Here is a 20,745-nt window from a genome sequence, read left to right as displayed (position 1 = left end):
CAAGCGAGTGGGAGGAGAGTCGCGCAGCGTAATGTCCGCACCACAGGTTCTTTGAACACGTTCAGAGAATGGTTGGTTCCGGGGGAGGGACTGAAAGAAGTGAACGGGGCAGCGAAGGGCGCCATCGTCGGCGGGGTATTCCTCGCGTTGGTCGGCGGCGCCGGATACGGGGTGTACGCCCTGGTCGGGGATTCCGGCGACGACGGGACGGGGGGCTCCAAGAACGACACCGCCGTCCAGTCGCAGAAGGGCAGCGGCCCCGTCACCGACAAGGAGACCGCGGCGACCGCGAAGGCCTTCCTGGCCGCGTGGGCCGCCGGGGACGAGCGGGCGGCCGCCGATCTGACGAACAACCCGCAGGCCGCGCAGACCGCCGTGGCCGATTACAAGGCCAAGGCGCACGTGTCCAAGGCAGTGATCACGCCGGGCACGCCGACCGGCACCACCGTGCCGTTCAAGGTCGAGGCGGAGATCACGTACGAGGGCACCGCCAAGCCCCTCGCGTACGAGTCCCAGCTCACCGTGGTGCGCGGGGTGACCAGCGGGAAGCCGCTGGTCGACTGGCAGGCCTCGGTGCTCCACCCGCAGCTGCAGAAGGACGAGAAGCTGCGCGCGGGCACCCCGGCGAGCCCGCCGGTCAAGGCCGTCGACCGCAACGGCGAGGAGCTGACCGCGGAGAAGTACCCCTCCCTGCGGCCCGTCCTCGCCGAGCTGCGCGAGACGTACGGGGCGAAGGCGGGCGGCAAGGCGGGCGCCGAGGTCTGGATCGAGCCGGCGGTCCCGAGCATGCCGAAGCGGACCCTGCTGACCCTGGTCGAGGGGGAGCCGAGCGTCCTCAAGACGTACCTGGACGCGAAGGTCCAGGCGGCGGCCGAGCAGGCGGTGGCCAAGTTCCCCGAAGCCTCGGTGGTCGCGATCAAGCCGAGCAGCGGGCACATCCTGGCCGTGGCCAACCACCGCAAGGACGGCTACAACGCGGCGATGGCGGGCAACCGGGCGCCCGGCTCCACGATGAAGATCGTGACGGGGGCGATGCTGCTGGACCGCGGCCTGGTGGCCGCCGACAAGCCCGCGGAGTGCCCGAAGGAGGTGTCGTGGGGCGGCCGGCCGTTCCACAACCTGAAGAACTTCGAGCTGCCGGCCGGCACCAGCTTCGCGACCTCGTTCGCCCGGTCCTGCAACACCGCGTTCATCAAGCAGATCAAGCCCGTAGACGACGACGCCGCGCTGCCGAAGGAGGCCAAGGAGGTCTTCGGCATCGGGCTGGTCTGGAAGACGGGCGTCGCGACCACCGACGGCAAGGTCCCGCCGGCGACGGGCGCGGCGGCGGCCGCCGCGTACATCGGCCAGGGCCAGATCACCATGAACCCGTTGAACGTCGCGTCCATCACGGCGACCGCCCGCACGGGCGTCTTCCGCCAGCCGCTGCTGGTCTCCCCGGAGCTCGACGGCCGCGCGATCGCGACGGCGCAGCGCCGCATGAAGCCCTCGGTGCAGCAGCAGCTGGTCTCGATGATGAAGCTGACGGCGACCAGCGGCACCGGCCGCGAGGCGATGTCCAAGGTCGGCGGCTCGGACAAGGGCGCGAAGACCGGCTCCGCGGAGGTCGACGGCGCGGGCAGCCCCGACAGCTGGTTCACGGGCTTCAGCGGCGACCTGGCCGCGGCGGCCATGGTCGAAGCCGGCGGCCACGGCGGCGACTCGGCGGGCCCGATCGTCGCCTCGGTCCTGAACGCGGGCTGACCTCTTGCCGCGGCGCCACCCGCACGGCTTCCGCCTCGCCTGAGCCGGATGCCGTGCGGGCGCCGGCCTCGGTCGCGCGGTCGGGCACGAGCGGCCGAGCTGATCAGTAGCCGGCTTCGTAGCTCATCAGGAGCATGTCCCGGTGCCCGCTGCCTCCTCGGCCGTCCCACACGACGGGCGTGACATCGTGGAGGACGCGAGCGTCATCCGCGTACAGGGTGTCCAAAGGCCGCGTGAGAGTACGGCGGGTGAGGAGTACCCCGCCCGTACTCCGGATCTCCGTACAGCCGCCGGATATGTTCTTCTGGGAGACGTGGTGTACGGCGATGAAGTCGAACCCGTCCCGGTGCACTCCTTCGGGCGAGGGAAAGCCGACGGTTCCGGGCGACGCGGTGGTGCGCATCATGTGAACGTTGATCGTCCATCTGGCAGGCGGCGTGCGCCGGCAGCTCGTGAACAGCGCTGCATTGCGGTACATGAGGCCGTGTAGGAAACGATTGCGGGCCTGCTCCTCCTCGAAGGGCGCGAAGTACCGGACGACGCCCCCTGCCAATCTATTGGCTTCAACCGACTGGAAGTACCCCGCCGCATCGTCCTGCTGGATCCCGCCGTCATCATGCAGCAAGAAGCGCGCATGGCGTCGTTGTCGGTACGCTGCGCCGCGCGGAAGATACGGGTCCGGAGGCAGCTCACTCCAGGCGCCGCACAGCACGTCCAGTGCCCGCGCGCATGCGTCGTCCAGGAGGAAGTCGGCTCCGTCGACGAACATGAACCCGCCGGACCGGACACCATTCGGAATGTCAGCCTTCACGTTCACACCCGAAGAAGACACCAGCGCAGCCCCCCACCGCTCCCGGACCGCAGAGAATGGCAGGCATGAGCGGCCTGCGCAAGATGCCCGTATCGGCCTGTCGGCCGCCGCAGTTCACAGCGACTTATGGCGGAGCTATCGTGCCTGCGTAACGGGTCCACCGAGACCGGACCGGACGGGGGAGAGATCATTTCCGACAGGGACTTACGCGCGCTGTTCTCGTCGAACTCCATCCACCTGGATGCCGTACAGGTCTTCACCAATCGGCACGACGAACGGCACAGCTTCGACACCGCACTCGCCCGATACCTGTCCCTGGTCGACGCCTCCTCCTTCGATCCTCAGGACCTGACCAGCCCCCGGCGGAATGTCCTTGCCTACTACGGCGTCGGAGGTGTCGGGAAGAGTGCCCTCTCACGCCAGTTCGAGCACCGGTGCAACGGGACGGACGGTGCGCCCACCGAGTGGCCCCGGTCGACGGTGGACTGCGACCGGCTGCACACGGTGCGGCTCGACATGTCGCGCGAGAACGGACTCGACTTCGAGACGGTCATGCTCCTCGTCCGGTCGTCACTGTGCTCCACCGGGCAGCCGATGGTGGCTTTCGACCTCGCGTTCGCACGCTATTGGGAGATGGCCCACCCGAACCAGCCGATCGAGAACCACATCCAGCAGCACGGCATCCTGCGCACGTCCTCGAATGCCGGCAGACTCCCCGAGCAGTTGCGCGGTGCACTGTCGGAGGCCGTTTCCTCACTCGGCATCCCCGGCCTGAGTACCCTGGCCGGCAGCACCGTCGACATCGTCACTGCGTTGCGGGACCGTTCACGGCAGCGCAGCGCACTGGCCCGGTGCGCCCGGCTTCCCCATCTGCTGGAAGCGGAAGCCGACCTTGAGACTCTGAGCTACTTCCCCCATCTCCTCGCCTGGGACCTGCACGAATTGCAGCGCAAGGCGCGGAGGGGAGTCGTCGTGTTCATCGACACGTTCGAGGATGCGGCGACGCGGCGCCACCGCGACGTGGAACGGCTGATGCAGCGGCTGGTCTGGCTCATGCCCAACGTGCTGTTCGTGATCACAGGCCGGAACAGGCTCGACTGGGACGATCCCCAACTCGTCCACCAGCTGGACTGGGTGGGCCCGGTGAGCTGGCCGGGGATTGCCGAGGGGCAGGCATCGGAACCCCGCCAGCACTTGGTCGGGAACCTCTCCCCGGAGGACTCCGAACGCTATCTCCTGAACCGGGTGCGCCAAGGCGGGAGCCCCGCCATACCCGAGGACATCAGGCAAATGATCAAAGAGCGGTCGCACGGCCTGCCGCTCTACCTGGACCTGTCCGTCATGCGCTTCATCCATCTCTCCCGTGGGGCAACAGCACCGACCACGCAGGACTTCGACGCGAGTTTCCCCGCGATAGTCTCCCGGCTCTTCAGGGACCTGCGGGGAGACGAACGGCAAGTCATGCGCGCGGCCAGCATGCTCGACGGGTTCAGCATCGAGATCGTCACGGCAGGTGCCGGCCTGACCAGTGAAGCGGCCGCACTGCGCCTGACGAACCGCCCCTTCGTCCAGTTCGACTCCGCGGCCCAGTGGCCCTTCCACATGCACGCGCTGGTCCGCTCCCTCGTACGGGACGCCGATCAGGGACTGGACGACTCCTGGAGTACCCGTGACTGGCGCAACGCCGCCCAGCGCATGCTCGACGAGCTCGCCGACACGGCGCGAACGGCGCAGCGCGCGCACGACAGGCGCACCCTCATCAGCTGCCTGAACCAGGGCATGCTGCTGGCGCACGAGCAGGGCCTTCCGCTCGGCTGGCTTGTCGAAGGAGCCTTCTGGTACGTCGACGACATGACCTGGGAGCCCACGCTCCGCCCACGCATCAGCGGCGTCGATGCCGCCGATCCGGCGATCCCCACGACCCCAGCCCAGGCACTGGCCAGCGGGCTGGCGGCGGTCGGTGCCCGGCAACGGCAGCCCCGGCGGGCCAGTGCGGAAGCGATCGAGCGGGTTCTGTCGGCAGGACTGCTCGACGGGGACCTCCGCGACCTCCTCCAGTACTTCCACGCCGAGTGCCTGCGTGAGCTCCGCCGCCCGGACGAGTCCGAGCAGGCCATGTACGCGCTCATGTCCTCCGGTCGGCGGATCGGCAAGACCGCACTGCGCGGCTACCTTCACATGCTTCGGCAGACCGGCCGCTTCGGTGAGATGGCGGACTACATCGCGGCGCAGGAGCCGGGTGGTGTCTGGCCCCGCATGCTCGGCGACATCTGGTGGCTGCACGCCAGGTTCGACGACGCCATCCGAGACTTCGACGCATCGTTGCGGTGGGCGCTCGAGCAGAAGGTTCCCGGCGAGATCGCCATCTCGGCCTCTTCACTGCACTTCGTACACGCCTTCCGGGCGGGCACCGTGCTACCCGAGAGCTTCGCGGCGGCGCGGGGGGTCCTGGAGACGACCAATGTGAGTTGGGCCAGGAGGTTCTCCGCCTGCGCCGGCATCCTGGCGGCGGCAGGCGACGCCTCCGAAGTACAGCGCCGCACCCGGGCCGTCGTGGCCGACTGCGAGCAGAACGGCGTCAACTCCTCCGCCGCACACGCCGAATTTGCGCGGGGCTTCCACTGCGCGGTGGTCGGTGACGAGGCCGGACTGCTGCTGGCACGGGCCGGAGTGCGGGAGCGGGTCACCGGAACGGAGTTCGCCTACCTGTGCGAGATCATCGACTTCTGGCTGGGCGACGCCGCCCCGGACGACGGCCTCCCCCGCGCCGACTGGATCGGAGGCGTCGACGCCGTACGGCAGCGATGGCTCGACGCGATCGCACACCGCCGGGCCGCGCCGGCCTAGCCACCTCGCAGAGGGGCTGACATGGGCGTACGTGCGATCGTCGCCGCGCACGAGGCCCTTCCGCTGGACCAAGTGCCTCGCGTCCCGGTGCCGTACGGCGGTAGCGTCCCCGTATGACGACGTCCACGCACCCCTTGTTCGCCGAGGCCCTGGCCGGGCTCGGGCTCGAGCTCACCGTCCGGGCCTTTCCCGAAGGGACCCGTACCGCGGCCGACGCGGCCGCCGCGATCGGCTGCGAGCTGAGCCAGATCGTCAAGTCGCTGGTCTTCGCCGCGGACGGGGTCCCGGTGCTGGTCCTGATGGACGGGGCCTCGCGGGTGGACGTGGACGCCGTACGCCGGGAGCTGGGCGCCGGGAAGGTGACGCGGGCCGACGCCGCCGTGGTCCGCGAGACGACGGGCTACGCCATCGGCGGGGTCCCGCCCTTCGGGCACCGCACCCGCACCCGGGTGCTCGCCGACCGGCGGCTGCTCGGCCACGACGTGGTCTGGGCCGCCGCCGGCACCCCGCACACCGTGTTCCCGATGGACCCGCGGCAGCTCATCGCGCACGCGGGCGCCACCCTGACCGACGTACGGGAAGCCGGCTAGGCCAGGGCCGAGCGCAGGGCCCGTACGAGGGCTTGGGCGCGGGGGTCGGCGGTGACCGACTTGGCGTGGGCGTTGGTGACGTAGCCGAAGCCGATGCCGGCCTCCGGGTCCGCGAAGGCCAGGGAGCCGCCGCGGCCCGGGTGGCCGAAGGAGACGGGCGAGAGCAGCGGCGAGGCCGGGCCGTGCAGCATGTAGCCGGGGCCGAAGCGGGTGTTGACCACCAGGACGCGGTCCGGGCCCGCCGAGAGCTCCTTGCCGGCGAGCCCGGTGGTGGCCGGGGTGAAGATCCGGGCGCCGTCCTCGACCACGCCGATGGTGGCCGCGTAGAAGCGGGCCAGGGCGCGGGCCGTGCCGATGCCGTTCGAGGCCGGCAGCTCGGCCGCCCGGTAGGCGGGGTCGTTCTCGTCCGGCAGGGGGTCGATGGCCGCGAAGGCGCGGCGGGTGAGGGAGTCCGGGTCGGCGTAGGCCTCGGAAACGTTTCTCCTCGGCCGGGTCCTGAGCATGCCCGCGCTCGCGGGCGGGTCGACCGGAGCCACCCGCCCCACCCGGTGGACTTCGCTCTCCGGCAGGCCGATCCAGAAGTCCAGACCCAGCGGCTCGGCGATCTCCTCCGCGAGGATCCCCCCGACCGTGCGCCCGGTCGCCCGCAGCACCAGCTCGGACAGCAGCCAGCTGTAGGTCTGCGCGTGGTAGCCGTGCGCGGCGCCGGGCTCCCAGAACGGCTGCTGCGCGGCGACCGCGTGCGCTCCGGTGACCCCGTCCGCGGCCTCGGCCGCGGTCAGCCCGCGCTCCAGCGCCGGAACCCCCGCCCGGTGCGCGAGCAGGTCGCGGACCAGGGTCCGGTCCTTGCCGCCCGCCTTGAACTCCGGCCAGTACGAACCCACCGGCGCGTCCAGGTCCAGCAGCCCGCGCTGGTGCAGCAGCAGGGGGACGGCGGCGGCCACGCCCTTGGTGGCGGAGCGGACGATCTGCGCGGTGTCCGCGGTCCAAGGGGACCGCGGCTCGGTGCCGTCCGCGTCCTTGGTGCCGCCCCACAGGTCCACGACCTTGCGGCCGTCCCGGTACACGGCCACGGCCGCGCCCCGGTCCCCGAGCACCTCGAAATTGCGTACGAACGCGTCCCTGACGGGCTCGAAGCCCTCCGTCACCACACCCTGGATGTCCACGCGCAGTGCAACAACCTCCGACCGGTGCTTATGCCACCGATACGGAACGCGGGTCGAAGCCGAAGGGCAGCTCCAGGCGGTGGGCCCGCATGAGCTCCTCGTCGCACAGCAGGTCCTGGGTCCGGCCGTCGGCGGCGATCACGCCCTCGCTCAGGATGACCGAGCGCGGGCACAGCTCCAGCGCGTACGGCAGGTCGTGGGTCACCATCAGCACCGTCACGTCGAGCGAGCGCAGGATGTCCGCGAGCTCGCGCCGCGAGGCCGGGTCCAGGTTGGAGGAGGGCTCGTCCAGGACCAGGATCTCGGGCCTCATGGCCAGGACGGTCGCCACGGCGACCCGGCGGCGCTGCCCGAAGGACAGGTGGTGCGGGGGCCGGTCGGCGAAGCCGGCCATGCCGACCTGGTCCAGCGCGTCCCGGACCCGTTCCTCCAGCTCGGCGCCGCGCATCCCGGCCGCGGCCGGGCCGAAGGCCACGTCCTCCCGGACGGTCGGCATGAAGAGCTGGTCGTCGGGGTCCTGGAAGACGATCCCGACGCGGCGCCGGATCTCGGCGAGGTTGCGCTTCTCCACCGGCATCCCGGCCACCCGCACGGAGCCGATCCCGCCGGCCAGGATGCCGTTGAGGTGCAGCACGAGGGTGGTCTTGCCGGCGCCGTTCGGCCCGAGGAGGGCCACCCGCTCGCCCTGCCCGACGGTGAGGTCGACCCCGAAGAGGGCCTGGTGCCCGTCGGGGTAGGCGTAGGCCAGTCCGGAGACTTCCAGCGAAGGTGAGGTCACAGGGTCCATCCCATCAGACAGACGGCGAGCGCCGTCACCGGGAGCGCGGCCGCGTACGCCCACTGCGCGCGCGTGGCCACGGATTCGTCGATCACCGGCATCGAGCCGGCGTAGCCGCGGCTGACCATCGCCAGGTAGACCCGCTCGCCGCGCTCGTAGGAGCGGATGAACAGCGCGCCCGCCGTCTTGGCCAGCACCCCCCAGTGCCGGATCCCGCGCGCCTCGAACCCGCGCGAGCGCCGTGCGATGGACATCCGCCGCAGTTCGCCGGTGATCACGTCCCCGTACCGGATCATGAACGAGGCGATCTGTACCAGCAGCGGCGGCAGCTTCAGCCGCTGGAGGCCCAGCAGCAGCGCCCGCAGCTCCGTCGTGGAGCCGAGGAGTACGGAGGCGGCGACGCCGAGGGTGCCCTTGGCGAGCACGTTCCAGGCGCCCCAGAGTCCGGAGACGCTGAGCGACAGGCCCAGTACGTCGACCCGCTCGCCCTCGGCCACGAACGGCATCAGCACGGCGAAGGCCACGAACGGGATCTCGATCAGCAGCCGCTTCAGCAGGAAGCCGGCCGGTACCCGGGCGGCGGCCGCGACGGCGGCGAGCAGGGCGGCGTAGGCCCCGAAGGCCCACATCGCCTCGCGCGGGGTGGAGACCACGACCACCACGAAGGCGAAGGTCGCCGCGAGCTTGCAGTGCGGCGGCAGCGCGTGCACCGGTGAGTGCCCGTGCCGGTAGAGCCGGTGGGCGTGGCCCGCACCCATGTCAGACCGCCGGGGCCTGGGCCGGGGCGTCCTGCCGGTCCGTACGGCGGCGGCGGACCACCCAGAAGACGCCGGTGCCGGCGGCGACGGTCGCCCCGACGCCGAGGGCGCCGGCGAGGCCGCCGGAGAGGCGGGCGTCGGCGACGTCCTTGACGGCGTAGTCCGCGAGCGGGGAGCCGGCGGCCGCGTGCTCCTCGACCTTGGCGTCGATGCCCTGGTCGGCGGCGACCTTCTCCAGGCCGTCGGGGCTGGCGGAGGCGTAGAAGGAGACGAACCCGGCGAGGGCCAGGGCGGTGACCAGGCCGGTGGCCCACACCGCGGTGGTGGAGCGGGCCGCGACCGGGGCGGGGGCGGGGGTGGTGGCCGGGGCGTCGACCAGCACGCCGCCGACGCGCAGCTTCAGCGGGGCGGCCATGCCGCGCGCGCCGTGCACCAGGTCGGGCCGTACGGCGATCACGGCGCCCACGGTGGCCGCGGTGATGGCGGCCTCGCCGATGCCGATGAGCACGTGCACGCCGACCATCGCGGTGAGCACCTTGCCGAGGGAGACGTCGGTGGTGCCGCCGATCGCGTAGAGCGCGGTGAAGGCTGCGGCCGCGCCGGGCACGGAGACCAGGGCTCCGGCGAAGGCGGCGACGGTCACCGAGCGGCGGGTGCCGGGCAGCACCTTGAGCAGCCCGCGGAAGACCGCGTAGGAGAGGACGACGGTGACGACGCCCATGACGGTGATGTTGACGCCGAGGGCGGTCAGGCCGCCGTCGGCGAAGAGGATGCCCTGCATCAGCAGGACCACCGACACGCACAGCACACCCGTGTAGGGACCGACGAGTATCGCGGCGAGCGCACCGCCCAGCAGGTGCCCGCTGGTGCCGGCCGCGACGGGGAAGTTCAGCATCTGCACGGCGAAGATGAAGGCGGCGACGAGGCCGGCCAGGGGCGCGGTCCGCTCGTCGAGCTCCCGCCGGGCGCCGCGGAGGCTGACCGCGACAGCGGCGGCGGCCGCCACTCCGGCGGCCACCGATACGGGTGCATTGATGAATCCGTCGGGCACATGCATGGAGTGGCTCCGCTCCTCACACCGTCTTTAACCGTTCAAGAATAGGGCCCAGTTGCAAACGATTGGCAAGAGCGTCTCCGTCACAAAAAGATCCGTGCGGATTCGTGTGGGTATGCGAGGCTTGAGGATAAACGGACGCGTATGTTCCGAATAGAGGAGTCTTGTCGTGTCAGCCACCGCCGAGAATCCCCCCGCGACCGCCACCGCGACCGCGATCGCCGTCGAGGAGCGCGTCACCGCGCGCGTGATCAGCGACGACCCGCTCTACCGGAAGGTTCCGGTGGCCCTGCGCTTCGCCGCGTCCGAGCCGCTGGCCGTGCGGATCGTCTTCCCCGCGGACCTGTCCCCCGAGGGCACCGACAACGAGTGGGTCTTCCCCCGCGCCCTCCTCGAGGCGGGCCTCCAGGCCCCGACCGGAACCGGGGACGTACGCGTCTGGCCCTGCGGCCGCGTCCAGGCCGTCGTGGAGTTCCACTCCCCCGACGGCGTTGCCGTGGTCCAGTTCGACATCGCGGCCCTGCGCCGCTTCCTGCGCCGTACGTACTCCCCCGCCACCCGTTAGGCGCAACGCACCCCGGCCCCGTACCGCCTGGTGATCAGACGGTACGGGGCCGGGGTGCCGGCCGTACGGAAAGCCGTACGGAAAGCCGCAGCGGTACGGGGCGGGGTCAGGCGTTGACCAGCTCGCGGTCCTTGTCCGGGCCCTCCGAGCCGTCACCGGCCGCGTCCTTGAGGTGCCGGCGCAGGCTCTCGCCCTCCACGTCCACGTTCGGCATCAGCCGGTCCAGCCAGCGCGGCAGCCACCAGGCCTTGTGCCCGAGCAGCGCCAGCACCGCCGGGACGATGGCCATCCGGACCACGAAGGCGTCGAAGAAGACGGCGACGGCCAGACCGAAGCCGATCATCTTGACCATCTGCTCGCTGGCTCCGATGAAGCCCGCGAACACCGCGATCATGATGACGGCGGCGGCCACGACCACCCGCGCGCTGTACTGGAAGCCGGTCACCACGGCCTGGCCCGGGCGCTCGCCGTGGACGTACGCCTCCCGCATGCGGGTGACGAGGAAGACCTCGTAGTCCATGGCCAGGCCGAAGACCACGCCCACCATGAAGATCGGCATCATCGACATGATCGGACCGGTCTGCTCCACCCCGAAGAGCGAGCCGAGCCAGCCCCACTGGAAGACCGCGACGACCGCGCCGAGGGCGGCGACCACCGAGAGCAGGAAGCCGAGGGCCGCCTTGAGCGGGACCAGGATCGAGCGGAACACCAGCATCAGCAGCAGGAAGGCGAGGCCGACCACGAGCGCCAGGTAGGGCAGCAGCGCGTCGTTCATCTTCTGCGAGAAGTCGATGTTCATCGCGGTGGCGCCGGTGACCATGACGTCGTCCCCGCTGCCGTCGCGGATCGTGTGGACCAGGTCCTCCGTCTGCGTGGAGGACGGGCGGTCCTTCGGGATGACGGTGATCATCGAGGCGTCGCCGGCCTCGTTGGGCATCGGCGGCATGACCGCGGCCACGCCCTCCAGGCCCTTGATCCGGTCCACGGTCCGGTCGGCGAGCGCCTTGTCGCCGTCCACGACCACCATCAGCGGGCCGTTGAAGCCCGGGCCGAAGCCGTCGGACAGCATGTCGTACGCCTGGCGCTGGGTGGTGGAGACCGGCTGGGCGCCGTCGTCCGGCAGGCCCATCTCCAGCTTGCTCGCCGGGATGGCGATGACGCCGAGGCCGATCACACCGGCCAGCAGGACCATGACCGGGCGGCGCAGGACGAAGCGGGCCCAGCGGGTGCCGCCGTTGGCCTTCTTCTCGTGGCCGGCACCAGAAGGGTTGCGCGTGCCCTTGCCGAACAGCTTGCTCTTCTCGCCCGCCGGCAGGACCTTCTTGCCCGCGAAGCCCAGGATGGCGGGGACCAGCGTGAGGGCGACCAGCACCGCGATGACCACGGTTCCGGCGGCCGCGAAGCCCATCTTGGTCAGCATCGGGATGTTGACGACGGCCAGGCCCACCAGCGCGATGACCACGGTCAGACCGGCGAAGACGACGGCGGAACCGGCGGTTCCGGCGGCCCGGCCGGCGGCCTCGTCGCGCTCGCGGCCCTCGGCGAGCTCCGCGCGGTAGCGGGAGACGATGAAGAGGGCGTAGTCGATGCCGACCGCGAGGCCGATCATCATCGCGAGGGTGGAGGTGGTGTTGCCGAGGTCCAGCACGTTGGCGAGCGCGGTGATGGAGGACACGCCGATGCCCACGCCGATCAGCGCGGTCAGCAGCGGCAGCCCGGCCGCGATCAGCGAGCCGAAGGTGATGACGAGGACGATCGCGGCGACCGCGATGCCGATGATCTCACCGGAGCCGGTCTCGGGGGCCGCCATCAGCGCGTCGCCGCCGATCTCGACGGTGAGGCCCTTCGCCTGGGCGTCCTTGCCGGACTCCTTCAGCGCGTCGCGGGTGGCGTCGGTCAGCTCCATGCCGCTGACCTTGTACTTGGTGCTGATGTAGGCGGTGGAGCCGTCCTGGCTCACGGCCTGGCTCTGGTACGGGTCGGCGACCGAGGAGATCTGGTCCTTGCCCGGACCGGACTTCAGGTCCTGGACGATCTTCTCGACCTGGGCCTTGGGCTCCGGGTCGGTGACCTTGGCCCCGGCCGGGGCCTTGATGACGATCCGGGCGGTGGCGCCGTCGGCGGCCATTCCGGGGAACTTCTGGTCCAGCACGTCGAAGGCCTTCTGGGCCTCCGTGCCGGGTATCGAGAAGGAGCCTGAGGTGGGTGCGGACGCCGATGCCGCGCCGAATCCGGCGGCGAACAGCAGCGCCACCCAGATGAGGGCGACAAGGCCGCGGCGCCGGAAGGCGCCCCGGCCGAGGCGGTAGAGGAAGGTGGCCACGTCGGTGGTTCTCCCGTTCGGGTCGTGGGATGGATCCGGTGCGGATCAGGGCATGGAAAGCCGGCCCGACGACGAGAGCGGCGTGTCAGGAACAGCAGGAGGTACAGCGGGGACGGGGCTGGGCGGGGAGTTCAGACGCCGAGGGCGGGGAAGACCACGGCGTCGATGAAGTGGCCGAGGAAGTCCCGGTCCACCGGGCGGTCCTCGATCAGCGGAAGCGCGATGAACGCCCCGATGAGCATGTGCGGTACGAAGTCCAGTGCCGGGCAGTCCGGGCTGATCTCGCCCCGGTCCACCGCACGCTGGAGCATCGCCTGAAGGCCGTTGATCTCGGGATCGACCAGCAGGTCCCGCAGGGCCTTGTGGAGCTCCGGGCTCTCGTGGACGGCATGGGCCAGACCCCGCATCAGCGCGGTGTCCTTGGCCATCTGCGCGTCGTCGGAGCATTCGACCATGCGCGCGAAGTCCGTGCGCAGGCTGCCCGTGTCGATCTCCCGCAGCGAGACGGGCTGCGTGCATCGCAGGGCCTTGGCGACCAGCTCGGGCTTGCTCCCCCACTGGCGGTAGAGGGTGGCCTTGCTGGACTTGGTGCGGGCGGCGACCGCGTCCATGGTCAGCGCCTCGTACCCCACTTCGCGGAGCAGGTCCAGGACCGCTCCGTGGAGTTCGGCTTCCCGCTCGGGGGTGATCCGGCTGCGCCGGGCTGCCATCGCCTCGGTCATCTCCGTGCCTCCCGTCCGAACGCGCCTCTTATCGAAACGAATGTGTTCCGTACGTGTACGACGATACCCCGGGGTCCAGCGAAACGAAACCGTTCCGTTTCGCTTCGGGGAGTGGCATGGATCACCTGTACGAGTTGCCGGGCCCCCCTGGCGCGGAAAGCATTGGGGGGTGAGTCACGACGTCGCGTACCTCCGCTTCCCGCACCTGCACGACGACCTCCTGTGCTTCGCCACCGAGGACGATCTTTGGGTGGCGCCCTTGGTTCCCCCTGGAGCTCCGGTCGGCCGCGCCTGGCGGATCACCGTGGACCGCACCCGGGTCAGCCACCCGCGCTTCTCCCCCGACGGCCGGCACATCGCCTTCACCACCTGGCGCAGCCTCGATCCCGAAATCCACCTCGCCCCCGTCGACGGCGGCCCGGCCCGCCAGCTCAGCCACTGGGGCTCCACCGACACCCGGGTCTGCGGCTGGGACCCGGACGGCAACGTCCTGGCGGTCTCCTCGCACGGCCAGCCGTTCTCGTACTTCGCCTGGGCCTACAAGCTGCCCACGGACGGCAGCCCCGGCGGCCGCCTCCCCTGGGGCCCCTGCTCCGACATCCAGGTCGCCGACATCGACGGCGAGCACCGCACCCTGCTGCTGACCGGCAAGCCTCCGCACGAGCCCGCCGCCTGGAAGCGCTACCGCGGCGGCGCCACCGGCCGGCTGTGGCTGCACGGCCGGCAGCTGCTGGAGGACATCGAGGGCCACCTCGACTCCCCGATGTTCGTCGGCGGCCGGATCGCCTTCCTCTCCGACCACGAGGGCATCGGCAACCTCTACTCCTGCCTTGCCGACGGCACCGACCTGCGCCGGCACACCGACCACGAGGAGTTCTACGCCCGGCACGCCTCCAGCGACGGCACCCGGATCGTCTACCAGTGCGCCGGGGAGATCTGGCTCGTGGAGTCCCTGGCGCCCGACGCCCTCCCGCGCCGGCTCGACGTCCGGCTCGGCGGGCCGCGCGCGGGCCGCCGCTCCTACCAGGTACCGGCCGCCAGCCACGTCGACTCGCTGTCCGTCGACGCCACCGGCCGGGCCAGCGCGGTCGTCGTACGCGGCAGCCTGTACTGGCTGACCCACCGCGACGGCCCGGCCCGGACCATCGCCGACACCCCGGGCGTACGGGTGCGGCTGCCCGAGATGCTCGGCAGCGGCGGGCAGGTCGCGTACGTGACCGACGCCGAGGGCGAGGACGCCGTCGAGATCGCCTACCTGCCGCGGGCGTCCGGGGACCGGGAGCCGCGCCGGCTGGCCTCCGGCGAGCTGGGGCGCGTGACCGAGCTCCTCTCGGACCCGGACGGGGAGCGGCTCGCCATCGCCTCCAACGACGGGCGGCTGCTCCTGATCGACGCGACGGAGGAGTCCAACGGCGAGGTCACCGAGCTGATCCGGTCCATCAACGGGCCCGTCACCGACCTGGCCTTCTCGCCCGACGGGGCCTGGCTGACCTGGTCGCACCCGGGCATCGGGCGGTCGCTGCGGCAGATCAAGATGGCCCGGATCTCCGGACCGGGCGCGCGGACCGTCGTGGACGTCACCAACGGCCGCTTCGAGGACGAGAATCCGGTCTTCACCCGGGACGGCCGCTACCTGGCCTTCCTCTCGTGGCGCGGTTTCGACCCGGTGTACGACGTGCACACCGGCGACCTGTCCTTCCCGCTGGGCTGCCGCCCCTACCTGGTACCGCTCTCCTCCGCGACCCCCTCGCCGTTCGCCCTGTCCGCCGAGGGGCGCCCGGCGGCGGGCGGACTCGATCCCGCCGAAGGGGAGCCGGAAGGCGACGGCGCGGTGACCGTGGAGGTGGAGGGCCTGGAGAGCCGGGTCACGCCCTTCCCGGTGACCGCGTCCAAGTACTCGGCCCTCTACCCGGTGCACGGCGGCGGACTGGTGTGGCTGCGCTGGCCGATCTCGGGCGCGCTCGGCGAGACCTTCGCCAACCCGGCCGACATCAGCGGCAAGCCGACGCTGGAGCACTTCGACCTCACCAAGGCACGCAAGACCGAACTGGCCTCGGGGCTGGACTGGTTCGCGGTCAGCGGCGACGGCACCCGGCTCGTGATCAACGACGACGGCGACCTGCGGGCGGTCCCGGCCACCGAGTCGGGCGACAGCGACTCGACCGTCTATCTGGACCTGCGGCGCATCCTGCACGAGGTGGACCCGGCGGCCGAGTGGCGCCAGGCCTTCGAGGAGGCCGGGCGGATCATCCGCGCGTACTTCTGGGAGCCGAAGATGTGCGGCATCGACTGGGACGGCGTGCTGCGCCAGTACCGCCCCCTGGTCGAACGCGTCGCCTCGCCCGACGAGTTCGGCGACCTGCTGCGCGAGGTCCTCGGCGAACTCGGCACCTCCCACGCGTACGTCGCCGCCTCCCGCCGCAACGAGGGCCCCCCGCACTACCAGCGGGCGATCGGGCTGCTCGGCGCCAACTTCGTGCCGCGGGACGGGGCGTGGGTGCTCAGCCGGATCCTGCCCGGCGAGTCCTCCGACTCCAAGGCCCGTTCCCCGCTGGCAGGCACCGGCATCCGGGAGGGCGCCGTGCTCACGCATGTGGACGGGCGCCCGGTGGACCCGGTGACCGGCCCCTACCCGCTGCTGTCGGGGGCCGGGGGCACCACCGTCGAGCTCACCTTCGAGCCCGCGGAGGGCGAGGGCCGCTCCCGCCGGGTGGCCGTCGTACCGCTGATCGACGAACGGCCGCTGCGCTACCACGACTGGGTGTCGAAGCGGCGCGCGGTGGTCCGCGAGCTCAGCGGCGGCCGGTGCGGCTACCTGCACATCCCCGACATGGGCGGCTCGGGCTGGGCCCAGTTCAACCGCGACCTGCGGATGGAGATGTCCCGGCCCGCGCTGATCGTGGACGTACGCGGCAACGCGGGCGGGCACATCAGCGAGCTGGTGGTGGAGAAGCTGACCCGCTCCATCCTCGGCTGGGACCTCACGCGGGGCGCCCAGCCCGTCTCGTACGCCTCCAACGCGCCCCGCGGTCCGATCGTCGCGCTCGCCGACGAGGCGACCTCCTCGGACGGGGACATGATCACCGCGGCCATCAAACTGCTCGGGCTGGGCCCGGTGGTGGGCCAGCGCACCTGGGGCGGGGTGGTCGGGATGACCGGCCGGCACACCCTCGGCGACGGCACGGTGATCACGGTGCCGATGAACGCCGCCTGGTTCCCGGAATACGGCTGGTCGGTGGAGAACCACGGGGTGGAACCGGACGTCGCGGTCCTGCGCACCCCGCTCGACTGGGCGGAGGGGCGGCACGCGCAGCTGGACGACGCCGTGCACCTGGCGCTGGAACTGCTGGAGCAGGACCCGGCCGCGGTGCCGCCCGGCTACACCGACGTACCGGACCTGCGGCGCCCGAAGCTGCCGCCGAGGCCGTAGGCAGCGGAGGCCGCAGGCAGGACGGGGCATGCGGACAGGACGGGGCATGCGGAAGGGGCGCGACCGGATGGTCGCGCCCCTTCGGCTCGATCGGGTCAGGCGTCCCAGTTCTCGTCGAGCTCGTCGCGGGCCCTGTCGGCCGGCGGCCGCTTGGGCTGCGGCTGCTGCGGCTGCCTGGCCTGGGGCTGCTGCGGCTGCTTGGCCTGGGGCTGCTGCGGCTGCTTGGTCTGCGGCTGCTGCGGCTGCTTCTTCTCCCTGAGCTGCTGGGTGCGCTCGGACGCCTCGTCCCGAACGCCCTTCGCTGCCTGCGAGGCCTTGCCCTTGAGCTCCTGCGCCTTTTCGTTGAACTGGTCCTTGATACCCATGTGCTTCACTCCATGAGGGGTGTTGGTGGTGGGGCCTCGACCAGACTGGCACGGGCGGACAAAGCACGCATTTCGATCAGTTACTCTGCGTGCGCTCCCGCTCGTCCGCCGCCCCGCCGGCCCCGACGAGCCCCTTGGACACACCGGCCAGCCGCGGCTCGAACCGCTTCATCTCACGCTTGCCGACCGTCGCGATGATGCCGGGCAGGTAGCCGCGGGTGCCCTGCATGCCGCGCAGCCACCACTGCGCGTACACGTGCGCCGAGCGCCGCTCGATGCCCGCGACGATCCGGTCGACGGCCGGGCCCAGCGGGTACGTGCGGTTCGAGGGCCACGGCAGGCGCTGGCGCAGTTCCCGCATGACCTCGTCCTGGTCGGCCCCGCGCACCATGTCGGTGTCGGTCCAGGAGAGGTAGCCGACGCCGACCTTGACGTCCTTGTGGCCGACTTCGGCGCGCAGGCAGTGGGCGAAGGCCTCGACGCCGGACTTGGAGGCGCAGTAGGCGGTCATCATCGGCGCCGGGGTGATCGCGGCGAGCGAGGCGATCTGGAGGAAGTAGCCGCGGCTCTCGGTCAGGACCGGCAGGAAGGCGCGGGCGGTGACGGCCCCGCCGATGAGGTTGACCTCGATGACCCGGCGCCAGGCGTCGGGGTCGGAGTCGGCGAACGGCCCGCCGGAGGCCACGCCCGCGTTGGCTACGACGATGTCGACCTTGCCGAAGCGCTGCTTGACCTCCTGCGCGACCCGGGCCATGGCCTCGTGGTCGGTGACGTCGGCGTACCAGTGGCCGCTGTCGGTGCGCAGCCGCTCGGAGACCTCCTTGAGGGCCTCCGGCTCCAGGCCGACGAGCGCGATCTTCGCGCCGCGCGCGGAGAGTTTGCGGGCGAGGAGCTCGCCGACCCCGCGGGCGGCGCCGGTGACGACGGCGACCTGGCCTTCCAGACTCCTGCGAGCGCTCACAGCGACTTCTCCTTCTGGTCGAGGCCGTGCTGATCCAAGAACTGCGAGGCCAGCTCGCGCACGGCGTTGGTGACGGCCTCCGGGGCCTCGATCGGGGTCATGTGCCCCATGCCGGTGAGCTCGGTGAGGCTCACGCAGTTCGGCAGTGCGGCCGCGAGTCCCCGTGCGTGCACGACGGGCGTGAGCCGGTCGTCCTTGCCGCCGATGACGGCGGTGGGCACGGTCAGCCGGGCCACGTCGGCGTCCAGGTCCAGCCCGGCCAGCACCTCGGACCAGGCGCGGCGGACCCTGGTGGGGCAGGCGTGCACGATACGGGCGCACGCCTCGACCTTCTCGGGCGCCGAACCGGCGCCCATGGTGGCGTACTTGAGGATCTTCCTGGCGGCGGGCGTGACCGGGCCGAGCGGGGCCCGGGAGCCGAGGACGGCGGCGGTGATACGGGTCCGCGCCGGTCCGGGACGCAGCGGCAGGACCCGCGCCTCCTCGACCAGCCGCGCGCTGCCGGTGCTGCACAGCAGCGCGGCCGCGGCGTGCTCGGCGAACTCCGGCCGGGCGGCGGCCGCCATGATGGTCATGCCGCCCATGGAGTGCCCCGCGACGACCGCCCGCTCCCCGGGAGCCAGGGCGGCCTTGAACACGGCGACCAGGTCGTCGGCGAGGGCGGTGGTGCTGTGGGTCCGGGCGGCGGGGCTGCGGCCGTGGCCGCGCTGGTCGTAGGCGATGACCCGGTGGTCCTTGGACAGGTCCCGCAGCTGCGCGGCCCAGAAGGCGGTGGAGCAGGTCCAGCCGTGCGCCAGCACCACGGTCGGCGCGCCCTCGTCCCCGTGGACCTCGACGTGCAGCCGGGCCCCGTCGGCGGATTCGGCGACGAGCTCGCGCCGTGCGGCGGGCGGGGCGTAGGGCCCCGCGGTGACGTGCGTCAGCCGGCTCACGCGGCGCCCTCCGCCTCTTCCGTCCCGCCGGCGTTCGCCGGGATCCGCTCGCGGAGCCGTACGACCTCGTACTCGGCGAGGTCCACGGTCCGCGTCTCCTTCCGGAACTCGCCCGTGGTGCCGGGCCAGACGGTGGTGTTGCGCCCCTGGGCGTCGAGGTACCAGCTGGTGCAGCCGCCGGTGTTCCACACCGTCCGCTCCATCCGGGCCTGGACCTGCCGGTTCCACTTGTTCACGGCCGAGGGCCGCGCGGCCAGCGCGACCTTCCCGCCCAGCATGCCGAGCTGGCGCAGGTAGTCGGCCATGTAGGTGAGCTGCGACTCGATCATCAGGATCATCGAGCTGTTGCCGAGCCCGGTGTTCGGGCCGATGATCGTCATCCAGTTGGGGAAGCCGGCCGCGGTGGCCCCGCGCAGCGACTGCATCCCGTCCTTCCACTCCTCCGCGAGGGTCCTGCCCTCCGCGCCCACCACCCGATCGGCGATCGGCATGTCCGTGACGTGGAAGCCGGTGCCGAAGACGATCGCGTCGGCCTCGGTCTCCGTCCCGTCGGCGGCGACCAGGACCGAGCCGCGGATCTCCTTCAGCCCGGAGGCGACCAGGTCCACGTTGGGCCGCGCCAGCGCCGGGTAGTACTCGCTGGAGAGCAGGATCCGCTTGCAGCCGATCCGGTAGGAGGGCGTCAGCTTGGCGCGCAGCGCCGGGTCCTTGATCGAGCGGGCCATGTTGGCCTTGGCCAGCGATTCGATGAGCCCGAGCTGGTTCGGCCGCTTGGTGAAGGCGCTGACCTGCAGTTCCCGGATGCCCCACAGCAGCCCGCGGCGCGCCGCCCGGGTGAAGGGCAGCTGGCGGTGCAGCCAGCGCTCCACGGCGGTGATGGCCCGGTCGGTGCGCGGCATCACCCACGGCGGGGTCCGCTGGAAGAGCGTCAGCCGCTCCACGCCGGGAGCGATGGCGGGCACGATCTGGATGGCGGAAGCGCCCGTACCGATCATGGCGACGCGCTTGCCGGTGAGGTCGTAGTCGTGGTCCCAGCGCGCGGAGTGGAAGACCTTGCCGGGGAACCCGGCGAGCCCGGGGACCTCCGGCACCTTCGGGTCGGACAGCGGACCGGTCGCCGAGACCACGACGTCGGCGGTGAGCGTTCCGGCCGAGGTCTCGATCTCCCAGCGCAGCTCGTCCGCGTCCCAGCGCATCATCAGGACCTCGTGGCCCAGCCGGATGTGCGGGCGCAGTCCGAAGGTGTCGGCGACGTGCTCCAGGTACGCGCGGATGGCCGGCTGCCCGGAGAAGGTCCGGGGCCAGTCCGGGTTGGGTGCGAAGGAGAAGGAGTACAGGTGCGAGGGGACGTCGCACGCGCACCCCGGATAGCTGTTGTCGCGCCAGGTACCGCCGACCGAGTCGGCGCGCTCGAGCACGGCGAAGTCCGTGATCCCCTCGCGCCGCAGCCGTACGGCCGCGCCGAGCCCGCCGAATCCGGACCCGATCACCGCCACGCGCACGTGTTCACGTGGTGTCATGTCGCCGCTCGTGATGTCCTCGCCGCCCATGCCCGCCGCCTTCCCGTCCACATCCGCCATCCGAAACGCTGCCAGCAATCACTGGCACAATCGGGAGGGTAGAGGAGCCCCGTACTCATGGGTAGGGGTCGCGCCGGGAAAGTTACCGCCAGTACGCCATAGGCTTCGGCCGTGGTGGAG

Annotated in this window: 16 protein-coding genes; 5 read left to right on the top strand and 11 right to left on the bottom strand. The window is 71.5% G+C overall.

Annotated elements, in window-relative coordinates; translation table 11 throughout:
• Positions 1-99 precede the first annotated feature (99 nt).
• Positions 100-1,743 carry a penicillin-binding transpeptidase domain-containing protein gene (locus tag ACIPUC_RS28730; RefSeq protein WP_446593226.1) on the top strand — a complete coding sequence of 548 codons (1,644 nt, stop codon included), beginning with the start codon at positions 100-102 and terminating at the stop codon, positions 1,741-1,743.
• A 103-nt stretch (positions 1,744-1,846) separates the two neighbouring features.
• Here the strand turns inward: ACIPUC_RS28730 and ACIPUC_RS28725 are convergent, their stop codons facing one another.
• Complete coding sequence (locus ACIPUC_RS28725) at positions 1,847-2,560, bottom strand: 2OG-Fe dioxygenase family protein (RefSeq protein ID WP_446593225.1); 714 nt, start codon at positions 2,558-2,560, stop codon at positions 1,847-1,849.
• A gap of 120 nt (positions 2,561-2,680) precedes the next feature.
• On the opposite strand from ACIPUC_RS28725, the gene ACIPUC_RS28720 reads away from it, so the two are divergent.
• On the top strand, positions 2,681-5,401 hold the full coding sequence (locus ACIPUC_RS28720) for an ATP/GTP-binding protein (RefSeq protein ID WP_446593223.1): 2,721 nt from the start codon (positions 2,681-2,683) through the stop codon (positions 5,399-5,401).
• Positions 5,402-5,514: 113 nt separating this feature from the next.
• A complete protein-coding gene (locus tag ACIPUC_RS28715) occupies positions 5,515-5,991 on the top strand; it encodes a YbaK/EbsC family protein (protein WP_446593222.1) in 477 nt (158 codons plus the stop codon).
• Here the strand turns inward: ACIPUC_RS28715 and ACIPUC_RS28710 are convergent.
• The 4 genes from ACIPUC_RS28710 to ACIPUC_RS28695 are packed head-to-tail and all read right to left on the bottom strand — an operon-like array spanning position 5,988 to position 9,750.
• On the bottom strand, positions 5,988-7,163 hold the full coding sequence (locus tag ACIPUC_RS28710) for a serine hydrolase domain-containing protein (protein WP_446593385.1): 1,176 nt from the start codon (positions 7,161-7,163) through the stop codon (positions 5,988-5,990). The two genes, ACIPUC_RS28715 and ACIPUC_RS28710, sit on opposite strands and share 4 nt — an antisense overlap.
• Before the next feature lie 22 nt (positions 7,164-7,185).
• A complete protein-coding gene (locus tag ACIPUC_RS28705; protein WP_446593221.1) occupies positions 7,186-7,944 on the bottom strand; it encodes an energy-coupling factor ABC transporter ATP-binding protein in 759 nt (252 codons plus the stop codon).
• Positions 7,932-8,693: a cobalt ECF transporter T component CbiQ gene (gene cbiQ, locus ACIPUC_RS28700; RefSeq protein ID WP_446593219.1), complete on the bottom strand. Its 762-nt coding sequence runs from the start codon at positions 8,691-8,693 to the stop codon at positions 7,932-7,934. The genes ACIPUC_RS28705 and cbiQ overlap by 13 nt, the downstream gene beginning before the upstream one ends.
• A 1-nt stretch (position 8,694) precedes the next feature.
• Positions 8,695-9,750, bottom strand: a complete 1,056-nt coding sequence (locus ACIPUC_RS28695; protein ID WP_446593218.1) for an energy-coupling factor ABC transporter permease — start codon at positions 9,748-9,750, stop codon at positions 8,695-8,697.
• Between the two features lie 166 nt (positions 9,751-9,916).
• Between ACIPUC_RS28695 and ACIPUC_RS28690 the strand changes: the two genes are divergently transcribed.
• Entirely contained in the window at positions 9,917-10,312 is a 396-nt protein-coding gene (locus ACIPUC_RS28690) for an SsgA family sporulation/cell division regulator (protein WP_446593216.1), read from the top strand.
• Between the two features lie 106 nt (positions 10,313-10,418).
• Here ACIPUC_RS28690 and ACIPUC_RS28685 read toward each other — a convergent pair whose 3' ends face one another.
• Positions 10,419-12,635 carry an MMPL family transporter gene (locus ACIPUC_RS28685; RefSeq protein ID WP_446593215.1) on the bottom strand — a complete coding sequence of 739 codons (2,217 nt, stop codon included), beginning with the start codon at positions 12,633-12,635 and terminating at the stop codon, positions 10,419-10,421.
• Positions 12,636-12,766: 131 nt separating this feature from the next.
• Positions 12,767-13,357, bottom strand: a complete 591-nt coding sequence (locus ACIPUC_RS28680; RefSeq protein ID WP_446593214.1) for a TetR/AcrR family transcriptional regulator — start codon at positions 13,355-13,357, stop codon at positions 12,767-12,769.
• Positions 13,358-13,526: 169 nt separating this feature from the next.
• Here ACIPUC_RS28680 and ACIPUC_RS28675 point away from each other — a divergent pair, with 169 nt between their 5' ends.
• Complete coding sequence (locus ACIPUC_RS28675; protein ID WP_446593213.1) at positions 13,527-16,787, top strand: S41 family peptidase; 3,261 nt, start codon at positions 13,527-13,529, stop codon at positions 16,785-16,787.
• Positions 16,788-16,882: 95 nt separating this feature from the next.
• Here ACIPUC_RS28675 and ACIPUC_RS28670 read toward each other — a convergent pair whose 3' ends face one another.
• From ACIPUC_RS28670 to ACIPUC_RS28655, 4 genes are all read right to left on the bottom strand, one after another.
• Positions 16,883-17,152, bottom strand: a complete 270-nt coding sequence (locus ACIPUC_RS28670) for a hypothetical protein (RefSeq protein WP_446593211.1) — start codon at positions 17,150-17,152, stop codon at positions 16,883-16,885.
• A gap of 76 nt (positions 17,153-17,228) precedes the next feature.
• Positions 17,229-18,113 carry an SDR family oxidoreductase gene (locus tag ACIPUC_RS28665; RefSeq protein ID WP_446593209.1) on the bottom strand — a complete coding sequence of 295 codons (885 nt, stop codon included), beginning with the start codon at positions 18,111-18,113 and terminating at the stop codon, positions 17,229-17,231.
• Positions 18,110-19,045 (bottom strand): alpha/beta fold hydrolase, encoded by a 936-nt coding sequence (locus ACIPUC_RS28660; protein WP_446593208.1) that lies wholly within the window; start codon positions 19,043-19,045, stop codon positions 18,110-18,112. The genes ACIPUC_RS28665 and ACIPUC_RS28660 overlap by 4 nt, the downstream gene beginning before the upstream one ends.
• A complete protein-coding gene (locus ACIPUC_RS28655; protein ID WP_446593383.1) occupies positions 19,042-20,565 on the bottom strand; it encodes a flavin-containing monooxygenase in 1,524 nt (507 codons plus the stop codon). The genes ACIPUC_RS28660 and ACIPUC_RS28655 overlap by 4 nt, the downstream gene beginning before the upstream one ends.
• Between the last annotated feature and the right edge of the window lie 180 nt (positions 20,566-20,745).

This window comes from Streptomyces sp. LARHCF249 (genome assembly GCF_052871255.1).
This window is presented reverse-complemented; position numbering and strand designations above follow the sequence as displayed.

Bases quoted from the DNA above. Each gene is read 5' to 3' on its own strand.
- cbiQ (WP_446593219.1), bottom strand. From the start codon at position 8,693: ATGGGTGCGGGCCACGCCCACCGGCTCTACCGGCACGGGCACTCACCG.
- ACIPUC_RS28705 (WP_446593221.1), bottom strand. From the start codon at position 7,944: ATGGACCCTGTGACCTCACCTTCGCTGGAAGTCTCCGGACTGGCCTAC.
- ACIPUC_RS28655 (WP_446593383.1), bottom strand. From the start codon at position 20,565: ATGACACCACGTGAACACGTGCGCGTGGCGGTGATCGGGTCCGGATTC.
- ACIPUC_RS28715 (WP_446593222.1), top strand. From the start codon at position 5,515: ATGACGACGTCCACGCACCCCTTGTTCGCCGAGGCCCTGGCCGGGCTC.
- ACIPUC_RS28720 (WP_446593223.1), top strand. From the start codon at position 2,681: ATGGCGGAGCTATCGTGCCTGCGTAACGGGTCCACCGAGACCGGACCG.
- ACIPUC_RS28695 (WP_446593218.1), bottom strand. From the start codon at position 9,750: ATGCATGTGCCCGACGGATTCATCAATGCACCCGTATCGGTGGCCGCC.
- ACIPUC_RS28680 (WP_446593214.1), bottom strand. From the start codon at position 13,357: ATGACCGAGGCGATGGCAGCCCGGCGCAGCCGGATCACCCCCGAGCGG.
- ACIPUC_RS28670 (WP_446593211.1), bottom strand. From the start codon at position 17,152: ATGGGTATCAAGGACCAGTTCAACGAAAAGGCGCAGGAGCTCAAGGGC.